Source organism: Sphingomonas citri (genome assembly GCF_019429485.1).
In the GTDB taxonomy this organism is placed as follows: Bacteria; Pseudomonadota; Alphaproteobacteria; order Sphingomonadales; family Sphingomonadaceae; genus Sphingomonas; species Sphingomonas citri.
On record NZ_JAHXZN010000004.1, the window covers coordinates 339,036 to 354,253 of the forward strand.

The 15,218-nt window shown below is 67.3% G+C and carries 11 protein-coding genes; 4 read left to right on the plus strand and 7 right to left on the minus strand.

The window, feature by feature from the left end:
* Positions 1 to 16 precede the first annotated feature (16 nt).
* From KZ820_RS13870 to KZ820_RS13895, 6 genes are all read right to left on the minus strand, one after another.
* Positions 17 to 865 carry an alpha/beta fold hydrolase gene (locus tag KZ820_RS13870; RefSeq protein ID WP_219749192.1) on the minus strand — a complete coding sequence of 283 codons (849 nt, stop codon included), beginning with the start codon at positions 863 to 865 and terminating at the stop codon, positions 17 to 19.
* Positions 866 to 917: 52 nt separating this feature from the next.
* Entirely contained in the window at positions 918 to 1,742 is an 825-nt protein-coding gene (locus KZ820_RS13875; protein WP_219749193.1) for an oxidoreductase, read from the minus strand.
* A 618-nt stretch (positions 1,743 to 2,360) separates the two neighbouring features.
* Complete coding sequence (locus KZ820_RS22330) at positions 2,361 to 2,771, minus strand: ribosomal maturation YjgA family protein (RefSeq protein ID WP_373369025.1); 411 nt, start codon at positions 2,769 to 2,771, stop codon at positions 2,361 to 2,363.
* Positions 2,764 to 4,314, minus strand: coding sequence for a sensor histidine kinase (locus tag KZ820_RS13885; RefSeq protein ID WP_219749195.1), 1,551 nt, complete (start codon positions 4,312 to 4,314; stop codon positions 2,764 to 2,766). The genes KZ820_RS22330 and KZ820_RS13885 overlap by 8 nt, the downstream gene beginning before the upstream one ends.
* Positions 4,314 to 5,036 carry a response regulator transcription factor gene (locus tag KZ820_RS13890; RefSeq protein WP_258048158.1) on the minus strand — a complete coding sequence of 241 codons (723 nt, stop codon included), beginning with the start codon at positions 5,034 to 5,036 and terminating at the stop codon, positions 4,314 to 4,316. Before KZ820_RS13890 ends, KZ820_RS13885 begins: the two co-directional genes overlap by 1 nt.
* 11 nt (positions 5,037 to 5,047) lie before the next feature.
* Complete coding sequence (locus KZ820_RS13895; RefSeq protein ID WP_219749196.1) at positions 5,048 to 6,535, minus strand: DUF4153 domain-containing protein; 1,488 nt, start codon at positions 6,533 to 6,535, stop codon at positions 5,048 to 5,050.
* 575 nt (positions 6,536 to 7,110) lie between these two features.
* Here KZ820_RS13895 and KZ820_RS13900 point away from each other — a divergent pair.
* Entirely contained in the window at positions 7,111 to 7,254 is a 144-nt protein-coding gene (locus tag KZ820_RS13900; protein WP_219749197.1) for a hypothetical protein, read from the plus strand.
* Between the two features lie 255 nt (positions 7,255 to 7,509).
* Here KZ820_RS13900 and KZ820_RS13905 read toward each other — a convergent pair whose 3' ends face one another.
* Positions 7,510 to 8,853 carry a family 43 glycosylhydrolase gene (locus KZ820_RS13905; RefSeq protein ID WP_258048159.1) on the minus strand — a complete coding sequence of 448 codons (1,344 nt, stop codon included), beginning with the start codon at positions 8,851 to 8,853 and terminating at the stop codon, positions 7,510 to 7,512.
* A gap of 705 nt (positions 8,854 to 9,558) precedes the next feature.
* Here KZ820_RS13905 and KZ820_RS13910 point away from each other — a divergent pair.
* From KZ820_RS13910 to KZ820_RS13920, 3 genes are all read left to right on the plus strand, one after another.
* Complete coding sequence (locus KZ820_RS13910) at positions 9,559 to 12,330, plus strand: TonB-dependent receptor (protein ID WP_219749198.1); 2,772 nt, start codon at positions 9,559 to 9,561, stop codon at positions 12,328 to 12,330.
* A gap of 113 nt (positions 12,331 to 12,443) precedes the next feature.
* Positions 12,444 to 14,711 carry an alpha-N-acetylglucosaminidase gene (locus KZ820_RS13915; RefSeq protein ID WP_219749199.1) on the plus strand — a complete coding sequence of 756 codons (2,268 nt, stop codon included), beginning with the start codon at positions 12,444 to 12,446 and terminating at the stop codon, positions 14,709 to 14,711.
* On the plus strand, positions 14,708 to 15,218 hold a 511-nt coding region (locus tag KZ820_RS13920; protein WP_219749200.1), incomplete at its 3' end, for a heparan-alpha-glucosaminide N-acetyltransferase domain-containing protein. The genes KZ820_RS13915 and KZ820_RS13920, both read left to right, overlap by 4 nt.

A 15,218-nucleotide genomic window follows, 5' to 3' on the forward strand; every position in this document is an offset into this window, starting at 1 on the left:
AGAGCCGAACGGCGCTTCAACAGGGCGTCAGGAAATCGATCAGCGCGGCGGCGACCTCGTCCGGCCGTTCGTCGGCGACATAGTGGCTGCACCGCGCGATCGCGCCGCCGGTCACGGTGTCGGCGAACTCCTCCAGCATCGGCACCATCTGGGCGCCGAAGCGGGTGTCGCCGCCGAGACCCAGCACGGGAATGGCGAGCGGCCGCTGCTTGTACGTGAGCGCGGCCGCATGATCGGCGGCGAGCGTTCGGTACCACTCCAGTCCGCCGCGCAGACGGCCCGGCAGCGCCATGGCGCGCGCGTAGACCGCAACGTCGCTCGGGTCGAAGCTGCTGTGGTCGTAGAATCGCTCGGCCATGAAGGCGGCAATGTAGTCGTATTCACGTCCCTGAATCAGCCACTCGGGCATGTCGCGGTTCATGTGGAACCCGAAGTGCCACAGCCGCGCGATCGTCGCCTCCCATTCGCTCCAGCCGGGCAGCGGCACATCGAGCACCGCCAGGTGGGTAACGGCGTCGCGGTGAAGCGCGGCCTGTGCGAGCGCGACCATGCCGCCGATGTCATGGCCGCACACGGCGTACCGTTCATGGCCGAGCGCGACCATCACCTCGTGCGCGTCGCGCGCCATGGTCGCCTTGTCATAGCCGCCCTGCGGACAGTCGGAGAAGCCCGCGCCGCGCAGGTCGACCGCCACGACGCTGAAGCGCTCGGCGAGGAGCGGCATCACCTTGTGCCACTCCCACCATGTTTCCGGCCAGCCGTGAAGCAAGAGGATCGGAGGGCCAGCGCCACCGGTCACCGCGTTGATGCTGATGCCGTTCGCCGTCACCGGTCGCTGGATGAAGCCGGTCAAAGCTGGGATCATCTGTCGTTCTCCCGTGCGTTGTTGAAGGTTCCAAGAGCCCCGCAGGTGGCGCTCAGGCTCCGTCGAAGTCGGTGGCGAGAGTGAGGTCGCGCCAGGAGTCGATGTCGTGGCGGAAGGCTGCCAGCTTGCGTTCGGCGATCGCGTGGGCGGCGCCCCCGAGCGGCAGGTGGAGCGGCGCGTCCTCGGCGTCGACCGCCGCCACGATGACCGCGACCGCCTTGTCCGGGTCACCCGCCTGATGGCCGTCGTTGGTGTCGCGATAATGGCGGCGCGAGCTCGCGGCATATTCCGGCATCTGCCGTGCCGTCATCGCGATGGAGCGTCCGAGAAAGTCGGTGCGGAAGGGGCCGGGCTCGACGATCAGCACCCGAATGCCAAACGGCGTCAGCTCGTCGGCGAGCGCCTCGGAAATGCCTTCCACGGCAAATTTGGTGGCGTGATAATAGCCTCCGCCGCCCCTGCCGGCGATGCCGGCGCCCGAGGACATATTGACGATCGTTCCGCCCGAGCGGCGGAGGACGGGCAGGGCCGCTCTGGTGGTCTCGATCAAGCCAAAGACGTTCACCTCGAACAGCGGGCGATACTCCTCGGGGGTACCTTCCTCGATCGCGCCGAACAGCGCGTACCCGGCATTGTTTACGAGCACGTCAAAGCCGCCGAAGATCTCCACCGCCTTCGCGACGGCTGCTCTGGCCGCCGCGCTGTCGGTCACGTCCATCGGAAGCGTGATCAGCCGGCCAGCGAACGGCTCTGCCATCGCGGCGATAGTCCGAACGTCGCGTGCCGTCGCGATCACCTGATCGCCGCGCCGTGCGGCTGCGAGCGCGAGCCGATGGCCGAAACCACTGGAACAGCCTGTGATGAACCAGGTTCGCATTGCTTGTTCTCCGGTGAGCGCTCAGGCAAAGAAGGACGGCCGTCTCGAGCCGCCGTGAGGTGGTGATCGAATCTGTTTTTTGCTCCGCCTCCCAGGTTGCAGTTGGCACGAGAGGTCAGGTGGCGAAGCAGCCAAGATCGGATGCGCGGGTTCACTCGATGGATTGATCGAGCTCTCGACAGGTGCATCAGGTCACGTCACTGAGCGGATTGCTTGTGTCATCGACGGGGCAAATGGGCTTGTTGTCGATGATCGAAAACTTACAGGAGTGAACTTTCTGCGTTCAGCCATGTACGGCTGTCCAACGCTTAGCCGGCATCCTACTCAATGCTTCCTTCGGCCGGTTAGCCGGCTCTCAAGTGCGAATTCGCAAGCCGCGGACCTGCGATCTCCAGAGCATCATCGATTGCGAAAAGCTGGCCGGACAGGGAAGACATTGCGCGGCCCATCATTATGCGCACCGGCAACGTGAACGAATGGCCAAAGTTGGAACGTCGAACATAGGGTTGGAGTGTCTGCTCGTGGGTCGGGCCGATGCGAAGGATCGGTATCGATCGGCTTGGCTTGATCCTCGCGCCTTCCGGCTTGTCACTGGTACCGCAACCAAGATGGTGAAGCTCACCTGCTCGCGCTTGATTTGCCACGAATGGCTTGATCGATCGTTACTCCGAAAACGACGGCCGCGGCGTAGCTTATTACATCCCAAGGCGAGAAGACCCTGCCCAGCATCAGCGCGCCGAAGGTGGTCTCTCGAAGGGCATCAAGCGCCGGAGCGTGGTAGAGCTGCGACAATTCGACCGTGGTGGTGATGACAACAGCGAAAACTCCGCTCTGTCGTGGTGTCCACATTGGACGAAGGGCCGAGATGGCCCAATAAATTAGCAGCGCCCACAAGATCGAGCCGCCGTGCTTCACTATCGCTTGGGGAAGGCCGATGGGTAGCTTACGAACGGCCAATCCACTGGCCGTCGTTCCGGTGATCAGCGCGGCGGATAGCGAGGCGGGACGGGGAGGCAGAGGACTATGCATAGCGTGCAAGCGGCAAGGAAATGCGGAAGGTCGCTCCGCTTTGCGCGTCTTGGTCGAGGGCGAGTGTGCCGCCCTGCGCTTCAAGCAGTGAGCGGGCGATTGGAAGGCCGAGGCCAGTGCCGCCTTCGGTGCGTCGACTGGTGAAGAAGGGTTCGAACACGCGATCGCGATCACCGGGCGGAACCCCGGGGCCGTTGTCGCTCACGATTAGGATCAGCTCGTCGGAGGTGGCCTCGCTGGTGATCGTCACCCGCTCGGCGCCAGATTGACGGCTGTTCTCGATGAGGCTTGTCAGGACGGCTTCGATCGCACCTTGCGGTACAGCGACCTGTGGCAATGCGCTGGCCAGATCCAACCGAATGTCGAAGCCAGGTTGCGCGTCCGCGACGCGCCGCGCAGCGACGATCGGATCGGTCGTTACCCCATCCAGAGCCTCACCCATGTCGGCGCGAGCCAGGTCGAGCAGGCGACTGACGAGCTGCGTCAGGCGCGTTGCATCCTCGGCGATGTTGGCGAGGAAGCGGTCGCGATCCACAGCGGCCATGTCTGCATGGTCCTGGAGCAATTCGACGGCGCCACCGATCCCGGCGAGCGGCGTTTTGAACTCGTGACTGACCGCGTGCGCGAAGTCGCGCAGGTAGCGTGAGCGACGCTCGATCGCGTCGGCCATGCTGCCGAAGTCGCGGTAGAGCGCCTGGATCTCGATGGCGGCGGTCGTTGGCGCATCGGGAACGCTGCCACCGCCATTCGCTACCGCGCGCGTAGCAGTGCCGAGCGCCTCGACGGGTCGGACGATGCCGCGCGACAGCAGTCCGCTGAGCACGATCAACGTGCCGAAAATGAGAACCACGCCGATCGCGATTTTGCCACGGTCCGCTTCCAACCCGGAGAGAAGCGCGCGCGGCGGATGCGAGAGCAGAAGCACGCCGACGATCCGTCGATCGGCGATGACCGGTGTCGCGAGATCAATGCGGAGGTCGGCGGCGCGGCTCAGCCATTCGACGCCGCTGGGTTGCTGATAGTCGGGGTTGCGTCGCAGGACCGTGATTGGCTGACCTCGCAGCGCCGCGCGCACCTCCGGTAATCCGCTATCGTCGCCGCCGGCGTGAGATCCGGTGAGTAGCAGACCGCGATTGTCCAGCAGCTCGATATCGGTGCCGGTCGCGGCCGACGTCAGGTGCAGGATCGAGCTGAGGTCGCGGGCCCACTTGCGGGCGTGCACATCTGGCGGGTTGACCGCTCTATTCGGTTGAGGGCGCGGGCGAAGAATCGAAGCCAGCCGCAGATCAATGGAAGGCTCGCGCGGGACCGGCGCCGTGACATCGCCGCGGCCGTAGGCCAGCGCGGAGATGACCGACAGCGTGGACGCCTGAGCGATCAGCTCCGCTTCGGTCTGGCGCACCAGCGCATTCTCGTACACGCGCAGGAACAATGCACCGAAACCTGGCAGCGCGGCCACAAAGGTGAAGGTCAACAGCAGGATCGTCCGCAAGCGCAACCGCGGCCAGAGCCGCCGAACTACTCGCTTGAACGACTCGATCATTAGGCGCCGCAACTGCCGAGGCGATAGCCGATGCCGGCGCGCGTCTCGATCAGGTCCTCGGCTCCCACGCGCGCGAACTTCGCGCGAAGGTTGCGGATGTGGCTGTCGATCGTGCGATCGGTGACGGCGAAGCCAGGACCATGCAGCCTGTCGATGATAGCGTCGCGGCTGAACACTTTTGAGGGCATCGTTGCCAGCGTCCGCAGGATGCCGAACTCGGTGACCGTCAGCATGACCATCTGCCCCGCCCAGCTGGCCTGCCAGCCGTCGATGTCGAGTGACAGCTGTCCGCGCTGCAGGGCACTGGCCGCCGCCTCAGTGACGACCGGTGGGCGTGCGGCGACGCGGCGCAGGATCGCCATGACGCGCGCGACGACCTCGCGCGGCGAGAAGGGCTTCGTGACGTAATCGTCGGCGCCCAACTCGATGCCGAGCACGCGGTCGAGCTCGTCGTCGCGGCTCGACAGGAACAGGATCGGCACGTCGCTGGTAGCGCGTAATCGACGGCAGACCTCGATGCCGTCCATCCGCGGCATGTTGATGTCCAGCACGATCAGGTCGGGCGAGGAAGCCTCCGCCGCTGCCAGCGTGGCCTCACCATCACCGGCTTCGATCGTGTCAAGGCCGGCTTTCGCGAGCGCGAAGACCAGCAGCTGGCGGATGTGCGGATCGTCGTCGGCGATCAGGATAGTGCGCGGCATGGGGCAGGGGATCATCATCATGATGTCTCTGGTCAAGGCTGCGTCACGGAGGCCGACTGGTAGCGTGATCCATCGCAGGCGCGGCCGCTGTCCCCATCAACCGGCCAGATCGGGTGGAAGGCAGGGCCAAGCGCCGCCTTCGCTCGCGCCAGTCGACGAGCACCGCGAGGCGTCCATGTCTGCCACACGCTCTGCCGGGCATCCAGGCGACCGAGGACCAACTGGCGGACGAAGTGGACCCGGTCACGGGTCGCTCCGTCCATCGGGCGACGTTCCAGCTCGATCAGCGCCAGGAGCGCGCCATCGCTGACCCCATTGAGGTAGCACAGGTCGACTGCGGCGGGTGCCTGGTGCCGAACATTCCACGTCGCGGCGATCGCGCCGAGATCGAGGAAGGTGCAGGGCGTCAGCACCAACAGTGCTGCGGCCGCGTTCCAGTTGACCAGCCAGCGCGCGCTGCGCCCCTTCACGATACGCCAGCAGATCGTCGCCAGCCCTGTCGCGACCAAGGCCATCCACGCAAGCGCGGCGATTCGCCATTCAGTCAGCATCGACGTTTGAACGTAGTCGATCGTCCGCCACACGCTGGACGCAACGAGAACCAGGTTCTGAGCAACCCACAGCGCCACCATGCGTCGCGCCCACGGATGCCGCTCGCTGGCGCTGCCGGGGCGGAGCATCGCAAGCGCCATGACTCCGGCAATCAGTGCGGTGACGATCAGCGGGTAGGCACCGCGATGCACGTATTCGGTCTGCGTCATACCGGCCGGCAGCGATCCGCCACTCCAGAGGAAGGCGACGTCGAGCAAGTTCTGCACCGCGAAGAGCGCGTTGAAGAGCGCCAGCGAAATCAGCACGGACGGCAGTGAGGTTCCCGGCAACGCCGGTTCGGGGTCTGGCAGCCGTGCCGCGACTCGCAGCACGACGGCAGATGGGCGCAGGCTGGGCCAGACGGCGCAACCGACGATGAGCCAGACGAGGATGTGCCACAGCGATGGCAGCCGGATGCCGGCCAGCGCTGACGCGATGACGGGATTGGCGGCGGCAAACAGCGCCAGGAAAAGGCCAGCTCCGACGAGCGGGAAGGCGAGTACGGCGAGTGTGGCGCGCACGCTGGGTCGCTGCGCGCGCGGGCTGCGCAGCGCTCTCCGCAGATCGTGGATCGGCTGAACGCCGCTGCTCACTCCGTGAAGCGCCAGCCGCACTGCCCAGCGCCACGCGTCGTCGAAGCAAGAAGTGCGAGGCAACAAGGCGGCGAGCGAGATCGCGCACCAGAACATCGTCCAGCCGAGCAAACCGGGCTCGTCTATCAGCGACGTGACGAACAGCGCTGCCGCTACCAGCGCTATGCAGGCGCGATGGTCGCGGCGAACGTCGGATCGGACGGCGACTAGGCCGACTAGCCACAGCCCGCCGAAGGCGCCCACGACCGCACCCGCCATGTCGCTGGGAAACAGCCGATCGAACGCTGTGACCAGCGCCACAGCGACCATGGCCTTGATGAGGAAACTGTATCGCATGCGATGCTCCACCTTCGAAAGCGGTGCGTCTAGGCATGCGCGATCGGCTACTCGCGTGGCCGGTGAGTGCATGTGATGGAGCGCATGTGCAGATACCGTGCACGGGCGTCGTCAGCTCGCCTTGCTCCGTCTTCCGGTTCGTAGGCGAGCACTCCGGCTGGAAGCTATCCTGGTCGGATCGAAGCCTGGAGCTGACATCGCCTTTGTGGCAAAGCATGCAGGCCCCTGGGCGCCGCTTACTGCGGCGTGACGCCTTTCGCCCATTCGCAGACACTGACTAGCGCCTCAGATCTCGAACTTGGACGCTATAAGGGTCATCTTCGAGCCGCGGGTTCAGGTGCTTTACAAGCAATCTTCCGGTTGTCTTGTCACGCCACACAGTGCGGCAACGTTCGCCGACGAACCAGCGGCTGGCGACAGCGCTGGTGTCCGGAGATACGCAAAGTTGACCCTTTGACACCCTCCACTTCCCTGCAAGCGGGACCGGTCCACGGGAGTAGTAGAACCCCCTCCATGTTCCGCTTCTGTGATATTCCTCGTGAATGCCGGCGTCTGCCCACCCGCTAGGAGAGTAGTTGATCGAAGAGCCGGTGAAAGATTTCGTGATCTCCATCCCGCTCAGCGCCACTTTCTTCTCGGAGCCCTTGGCGACAGCTTGCGCCTCAATGGCACACACCAACAGCAACACTGTAGACTTTATCGGCAGCCTCACTCACTGACCTCGCCCTGAGTTAGGAGGAGCTGCAACTTGCCAGTACCGCCTTAACGTCCGCTTTCCTGCCAATCAGGCCAGCCGGACAGTTGCACGGAACACCCAACGCGGCTTGAGCGGCGAGATGAACAAAGTCCAAAGTTGGGAGGGTGCCAGGTGGCTCTGAGTGACCGCTCTTTGGGTCTTGTCACGCCTGCAGAAAAGGGCGGCAAGCCTCAAGAAGGCTCTTCAGCGTCGTTCGGTGAGCTCCACTTGTCAACCGCTACTCGTGCACGGGCTCCGCATCCGCCTCGATGATCTCGCCGCCGTCGGGCAGCGTGACTCGCAGCAGCCGCACCGCCCGATCGACCACGATCGTCACCGGTGATCCGCTCACCGCGCGCACCGGCGCGATGGGTCGCCACGTTACCGCGTCGTCGGAGACGTCGACTCCGAGCCGTGTCGGTACCGTCGGCGCACCCGGGCGCAGGACCAGCCGCGTCACGCGCTGCCGCCGCCCGAGGTCGAGCACGAGCGTACCGGCACGCGTGCTGCGCCAGCTCGTGGCGTAATTGTCGTCGCCGGCGAGCGCGGCGGCGTGCGCGGGGTCGGCGCGCGAGGCGGTGATCGCCGCTGGCGTTATTGCGGTGCGCGCGCGCCGCGCCGCGGTGCCGGGCACGTCGGCGCCCTGGTTGCTGGCCGCGACTGGATCGATCCGGTCGCCGCGCACGACCAACCGGTCCACCGCCACCTGGCGGCGGACGTCGCCGCCGGGCGCATAGGGCAGTGACTGGCGGTGATAGAGGATGAAGTCCTCGTCGCCGGCGCGGAACACCGCGTGATGCCCGGGGCTGACGATGCCGCGTGCGCGATCGGTGGCTAGGATCGGCCGGTCCTCGGGTTCGTGGAACGGTCCGAGCGGCGAGGAACCGACCGCGTAGCGGACCTGATAGCTGTCGGTGGTGGTATTACCCCAGCTGTACGTCAGGAAATAGACGCCGTCGCGTTTGAACATGAAGGGCGCCTCGAAATAATGTGCCGGGGTGACGTCGATCGGCGCGCCGTCGAAGCTTACCATGTCGGGCTTGAGTCGCACCGCGAAGCAGCGGCCGTTGACCCAGTTGAGCCCTGATCCCCAGTAGAGATAGGCCTGGCCGTCGTCGTCAACGAAGGCCTCGGCGTCGATCATGTGATAGCCGGGGCGGAAATTGCCGGGGATCAGCGGACGCCCGCGGGTGGCGTCGCGCCACGGGCCGCCCGGGTGCGGTGCGCTGCCGACCCATATCTCGCTGCCGACCGAGACGTACATCCAGTAGCGGCCGTGCGCGCGCACCACCGAAGGCGCCCAGACCCGGCTGTCGTTCGAGGTCGGGCTCGTCGCCGCGCGCTTGGTCGGCCATGCCGGTGTGGTGAGCGTCCAGTCGCGCAGGTCGCGCGAGCGCCAGAGCGCCAGTGTGTCGCCGCCCCAGGGATCGACCGTGGCGTAGACGAACCACTCGCCTTCGGCATGGACGATCGAAGGGTCGGCGAAATAGCCCGGCAGGATCGGGTTGCGCGCACCGGGCCCGAGCGCCGGCGTATCGGCGGCGACCGAAGCCGCCGCGAGAAGCGGCAGCATGAGCATCATGGATCGGGATCGTCGCATGGTCTCTCATCCTCTCGGCGAATCAACCGCGTGAGCCGTCCGACTGGTTCTATCCTCATTTCGCCGCAGGATAGAACCGGTTTGCCGGCATGGCGACCATCACGACCCTCATCGCACGGCACGGGGATGCGAGAGCCGCAAACGATACCATCCTCGCTCATCGTTCCGACAAACTGGGAAGCTGCTGGTTTCCAGAGCGAAAAACCACAAACGCCTCCGAATACAAAAAGCAACTTAGCTAATTTGAGCGATGATACCAATGCAATGCCTGGTCACGAACGAAAGAGACCATTTTTGACTTGACCACATTCCATATATGACGGCACACTCTCACCAAGGAGAGCAGGTGCGGCACCTTTTACCCGAACTCGAAACGGTGAAAGGCCGTTCATGCTCGGCCGGTGCGCCGGGGTGGCGGCCGCTACCCAACTATCCTTGAACGGCTGCTCGCTCGGCGGCCGGGCGCACGCACGATCGCGTCGCGCCACCTCGACCGGCGAGATCGCGCCACCAGACGCGCGACCGCCTCACCGGGCGAACCGCCCATCGTAACCCGTGCCGCCCACGGGGCGCCGGCGCCGCGCGCGCCGGCGAGCGCGGCATGGGTGACGCGAACGAACTGCCTACCGGGGAATGACGCGCCCGCGGCCGATCGGCCGTCGGCGCCTGAAGAGGGAGCCATTGACGATGACGATTGCCCGCCGCAGCCGCGGCGCCGACCGGCGGCGCGTGCTCGCCGCCACCAGCTGCCTCGCCGCGCTGCTCGCCGCCGTGCCCGCGCTGGCGCAGACCGACCGCGCCGCGCCGCCGCCCGCCGAGACCATCCCGCTGGCGGCCCCGACCGCCGCCCCCGCCGACACGCCGGCGCAGGCGGGTGACGGCGCAGATAGCGCCAACGAGATCACTGTCACCGGCTTCCGCTCGAGCCTCGCCTCGGCCGCCGAGGCCAAGCGCAACGACATCCGCATCAGCGACGGCGTCACCGCCGAGGACATCGGCAAGTTCCCCGCGCAGAACGTTACCGAGGCGATCCAGCGCATCGCCGGCGTGCAGATGTCAAACATCAACGGGCGCGGCTCTACGATCAGCATCCGCGGGCTGGGGCCGCAATATGCGCGCACCACGATCAACGGCCAGACCTTCGCCAGCGCCGACTTCAAGGACGGCTTCCGCTACGACATCGTCCAGACCGATCTCGCCAGCAGCATCCAGGTGATCAAGTCGCCCACCGCCGACATGGACTCGGGCGGGCTCTCGGGCACGGTGAACATCGATACGGTCAAGCCGCTCGCCTACAAGGGACCGAACTTCGTGGTCGGCGCCAAGGCCTATCACTCCGACTATCGCGGCGGCGTCACGCCCAAGGTGAGCGGCGCCTATATCGATCAGTTCGCCGACGGCACCATCGGCGTCATGGCGAATGTCAGCTACCAGCGGCTGACCGACCGCGGCGACTACGCCTTCATCAAGAACTGGTACAATGCCGGCGTGGTCGACCCCGACAACCAGGTGCCGGGCAATTTCCGGCTGCGGCGCATCGACCGCGACAGCAAGCAGCTGATGGCGAGCGGCGCGGTGCAATGGAAGCCATCGCCGGCGTTCGAGATCCTGCTGCAGGGGCAATATTCGAAGGACGACACGCGCTACGACACGCAGCAGCTGGTCTTCGGCCGCTGGGACACCTCCGCGATCACGGTCAACGGTACCGGGGGCGGGGTCGCCAACAAGCTGACGATCAGCGACTTCGGCGTCGGCAACAACGACCAGCCCGAGATCCGCAACCTCAAGACCCAGGCCTATACCGGCACGGTCAACTGGCGCCCCGGCGAGGGCTGGCTGGTCCACGCCGTCGGCCATTACACCAAGGGTGACGCCGACCTGCGCGAATATGCCTCGATCGACGGCATCAACGTGGCGAGCGGCGGCACGCTCGACATCTCCGACTATCGCAACGTCAAGTTTACCACCGACCCCGGCGTGCTCGACGGCACCGACTTCAACCCCGCCAACCGCCAGTATTTCGCCTTCGTCGACGGCGCCACGCACATCCAGGCCGCCACCGACCGTGCGGCGCAGCTCGACGTGACCAAGGAACTCGACGTCCTAGGCGTGAAATCCTTCACCTTCGGCGCCAAGTTCCACCATGAGAGCTTCGGCACCGACGCTTATCGCCACGATCGCGACGCCGATGTCAACGATCCCGCCACCTACCCCGAATATGCGCTGATCCCGGACCTAAGCACGACCGGCATCCGCGTGACCAACTTCCTCGGCGGACGCATGGCGATCCCGACCAACTTCCTCGAGACCAACGCGCCGCTGTGGCAGTCCATCCTCGCCAAGGCTGGGATCACCGTCCCCGACACACGCGACTGGGCCAATACTTATGTCGTCGACCGCTACATCCCCGCGGTCTACGCCATGGCGAACATCGACACGACCCTGGGCAGCATGGGGCTGCGCGGCAACATCGGCGCGCGCTACGAGCGCACCAAGCAGGTGGTCACCGCCAACCTCACCAGCAGCACCGACAGCAGCGCCGCGCTGCTCGGCACGCAGAAGATCCGGCAGGACTATGGCAACCTGCTGCCGAGCGCGTCCTTCGCGCTCGACGTGACGAGCCGGCTGGTGGCGCGCGTCGCGCTCGCCAAGGTGCTGGTGCGCCCGCTGCTCAACAACCAGACGCAGATGGCGGACACCTTAACCACCGACAACACCGGGCCGCGCCCCAGCGTGTCGGTCTCCGCCGGCGAGGCGCGGCTCAAGCCGCTCACCGCCAACCAGGCCGATCTCAGCTTCGAATATTACCACGGCCAAGGCAATTCGATCAGCCTGGCGGGCTTCTACAAGGCGGTGAAGAACGGCACCTTCACGCAATTCTACTGCCCCGACAGCTTCGACGGGGTCACGCTCAACGGCCAGGTAGGCAATTGCACCTCCGCGGATGGGCGCACCGACTATAACTTCAGTCGCAAGCTCAACGACGACAGCGTGATCCACATCAAGGGCGTCGAGCTCGCCGCGACCGAGAGCTTCGACGCGTTCCTGCCGGTCGACGGCTTCGGCGTGACCGGCAACGTCACCGTGGTCAGCGCCGACTCGCCCGCGCTCGGCACCGGCTTCAACCTGCGCGACCTCTCCAAGCTGACGTGGAACCTGACGCCCTATTGGGAGGACCGGATCTTCAGCGTGCGCCTCTCGATCAACCACCGCAGCTCGTACAAGCAGGACGCCGCGTCGAGCTTCTTCGTCGACGGCGGGCAGATCCACACCGTGCGCGCGCGCACCCAGCTCGACCTCGCGCTCGGCGTCGCGCCGACCGAGTGGCTCGGCTTCACCGCGGGCGTGATCAACCTCAACAACACCCGGGAAGAGGCCTATCAGACGACCGCGGACACGTTCCAGATGACGAGCCTGACCGGTCGCACCTTCTACGCCTCCGCGACGGCGCGCTTCTGATCGCCGCCCATCCCAGCTCGACCGGAGATCGTTCGCTGATCCTTCCCTTTCAGTTGCCCGCGATCTCCCACCCTGGCGGGGCACTCCGGTGCCTCGCCTCTTGTCGGTCGCGCATGCGCGAGGTCGCCATGGGGCTCGCCGCTTCGCTGGCGCTGGCGGCGCCGAGTGCGTCCTCGACGCCCGCGGACGTGGCGCGCGCGGCACTCGAGCGGCTTGGCGTGCCGCGCGATCGCGTCGCGGTGACGCTCGTGCGCGCCGACGACGCGCGCTACCGCGTCCGCGTCGCGCGCGGGCGGGTGGCGGTGACGGCCTCGTCACCCGCCGCGGCGGTGCGCGGCGTCACCGCCGAGCTGCGGCGGCAGGGTCTGTTCTACGCCGGCTGGGACGGGCGCCGCGTCGGCTCGCTCGCCGCGCTGCGCCCCGACGACAGCGGCTGGGTCGCCTCGCCATTCGGCTATCGCGCCTATCTCAACACCTGCACCTACGGCTATACCACGCCGTGGTGGGACTGGCCGCGCTGGGAGCGCGAGATCGACCTGATGGCCGTCCGCGGCGTCGACCTGCCGCTGGCGATGGAGGGGCAGGAATATGTCTGGCGCGCGCTGTGGCGCGAGCAGGGGCTGAGCGACGCGGCGATCCGCGACCATCTCGCCGGCGCGCCCTTCCTGCCGTGGCAGCGGATGGGCAATATGGCGGGTTACCGCGCGCCACTGTCGGACCGCTGGATCGACGGGAAGCACGACCTCCAGCGCCGCCTGCTCGCGCGCTACCGCGATCTCGGCATGACGCCGATCCTGCCCGCCTTCGCCGGCTACGTGCCGGAGGCGTTCGCGCGCACGCATCCGGAGGCGAAGATCTACCGCATGCGCCAGTGGGAAGGCTTCCCCGGCACCTATTGGCTCGACCCGTCGGACCCGCTGTTCACCAAACTGGCGGCGGACTTCCTGCGGCTCTACACCGCCGCCTACGGCCCGGGCCGCTATTATCTCGCCGACGCCTTCAACGAGATGGTGCCGCCGATCGCGGACGACGGCAGCGACACCGCGGCCGCGAGCTACGGCGACAGCACCGCCAACACCGCCGCTAGCCGCGCCGCCGCGCTGCCACCCGCGGTGCGCGACGCGCGGCTCGCGGCCTATGGTCGGCGGCTGTACCAGTCGATCGCCGCGGCGCGCCCGGGCGCGACCTGGGTGATGCAGGGCTGGCTGTTCGGCGCCGACAAGGCTTTCTGGACCCCCGAGGCGATCGCCGCCTTCCTGCGCGACGTGCCCGACCGCCGCATGCTGCTGCTCGACATCGGCAACGACCGCTATCCCGGTATCTGGCGCGCCACGCGCGGTTTCGACGGCAAGGGCTGGATCTACGGCTACGTCCACAATTACGGCGGCAGCAACCCGCTGTACGGCGCGCTCGACTTCTATCGCCGCGACCTCGCCGCGCTCCAGGCCGATCCCGCGCGCGGGCGGGTGAGCGGCTTCGGCATGTTCCCCGAGGGACTGAACAGCGACGGCCTGGTCTACGACTTCGCCTATGACGCCGCCTGGCCCGACCGTCGCGACGCCATGGACGTGCCCGGCTGGCTGACGCGCTATCTCGCCGCGCGCTACGGCGCCGCCGACCCGGCGGTTGCCGCGGCGTGGCGTGACGTGGTCGCCGGCCTGTACGACACGCGCTACTGGACGCCGCGCTGGTGGCACGAGCGCGCCGGCGCCTATCTGCTGTTCAAGCGCCCCGGCGCGGACGCGCCCGGCTATCCCGCCGCCCCGGGCGACCGGGCCCGCGCGCGCGCCGGGATCGCGGCGCTGCTCGCGCGCGCGCCGGCGCATGCCGACAGTGCCCTGTTCCGCCGCGACGTTGTCGACCTCGTCCGCCACGAGGCGAGCATCGCGACCGACGCGGCGCTCGCCCGCGCGGTCGGGGCCTATCGCGCCGGCGACGTCGCGGCCGGAGACGTCGCGACGGCGCGCGCGCGCGACCTGGCCGAGCGCATCGACGCGCTGATCGGCGGCCAGCAGGAGACGCTGGCCAGCTGGATCGCCGACGCGCGCGGCTACGGCACCACCCCGTCCGACCGCGACCGCTTCGAGACCGACGCCAAGGCGCAGGTCACCGTCTGGGGCGGCGCCGGTCACCTCGGCGACTATGCCTCCAAGGCGTGGGCGGGGCTGTACGCGCATTATTACCTGCCGCGCTGGACGCTGTACCTCGACGCCGCGCGCGCCGCCGCGGTGGCGCGGCGCCCGGTCGACGAGGCGGACGTCGCGCGGCGGCTCGCGACGTGGGAGAAGGCGTGGGTGGCCGATCACCGCCGCTACACCGCGGCGACGCCGGCCGACGCGCTCGCGGACGCGCGCGCGCTGATGACGGAGGTGGAGCGATGACCGGACCCGCGCGCGCCGAGCGCCCAGAGCGCTTCATCTCGCTCGACATGTTCCGCGGCGCGACCATCTTCCTGATGATCGTGGTCAACACCGCGGGCGCGGGTACGCCCTACACGCAGCTGGAGCACGCGCCCTGGATCGGCTTCACGCTCGCTGACCTGATCTATCCCTCCTTCCTGTTCGCGGTCGGCAACGCGATGAGCTTCGCGCTGACCCGGCCGATGAGCGACCGCGTCTTCCTGCGCCGCGTCGTGCGCCGCGCCGCGCTGATCTTCCTGCTCGGCGTGCTGATGTACTGGTATCCCTTCGTCGCGCACGGTGACGGCGGCTGGTCGGCCAAGCCGTTCGCGGAGACGCGGCTGACCGGTGTGCTGCAGCGCATCGCGCTCTGCTACCTGCTCGCCAGCCTGCTCGCACGTTATCTCACGCCGAGGCGGCTGCTGCTCGCCGCGGTGGCGCTGGTGGCGGCGCATTGGGCGATCCTGCTCGTGTTCAGCCCCGCCGGCG

What these genes read in the sequence shown, in the direction of transcription:
- KZ820_RS13870 (WP_219749192.1), bottom strand. Translation starts at nt 865, where the DNA reads ATGATCCCAGCTTTGACCGGCTTCATCCAGCGACCGGTGACGGCGAAC.
- KZ820_RS13875 (WP_219749193.1), bottom strand. Translation starts at nt 1,742, where the DNA reads ATGCGAACCTGGTTCATCACAGGCTGTTCCAGTGGTTTCGGCCATCGG.
- KZ820_RS22330 (WP_373369025.1), bottom strand. Translation starts at nt 2,771, where the DNA reads ATGCATAGTCCTCTGCCTCCCCGTCCCGCCTCGCTATCCGCCGCGCTG.
- KZ820_RS13885 (WP_219749195.1), bottom strand. Translation starts at nt 4,314, where the DNA reads ATGATCGAGTCGTTCAAGCGAGTAGTTCGGCGGCTCTGGCCGCGGTTG.
- KZ820_RS13890 (WP_258048158.1), bottom strand. Translation starts at nt 5,036, where the DNA reads ATGATGATGATCCCCTGCCCCATGCCGCGCACTATCCTGATCGCCGAC.
- KZ820_RS13895 (WP_219749196.1), bottom strand. Translation starts at nt 6,535, where the DNA reads ATGCGATACAGTTTCCTCATCAAGGCCATGGTCGCTGTGGCGCTGGTC.
- KZ820_RS13905 (WP_258048159.1), bottom strand. Translation starts at nt 8,853, where the DNA reads ATGATGCTCATGCTGCCGCTTCTCGCGGCGGCTTCGGTCGCCGCCGAT.
- KZ820_RS13910 (WP_219749198.1), top strand. Translation starts at nt 9,559, where the DNA reads ATGACGATTGCCCGCCGCAGCCGCGGCGCCGACCGGCGGCGCGTGCTC.
- KZ820_RS13915 (WP_219749199.1), top strand. Translation starts at nt 12,444, where the DNA reads ATGCGCGAGGTCGCCATGGGGCTCGCCGCTTCGCTGGCGCTGGCGGCG.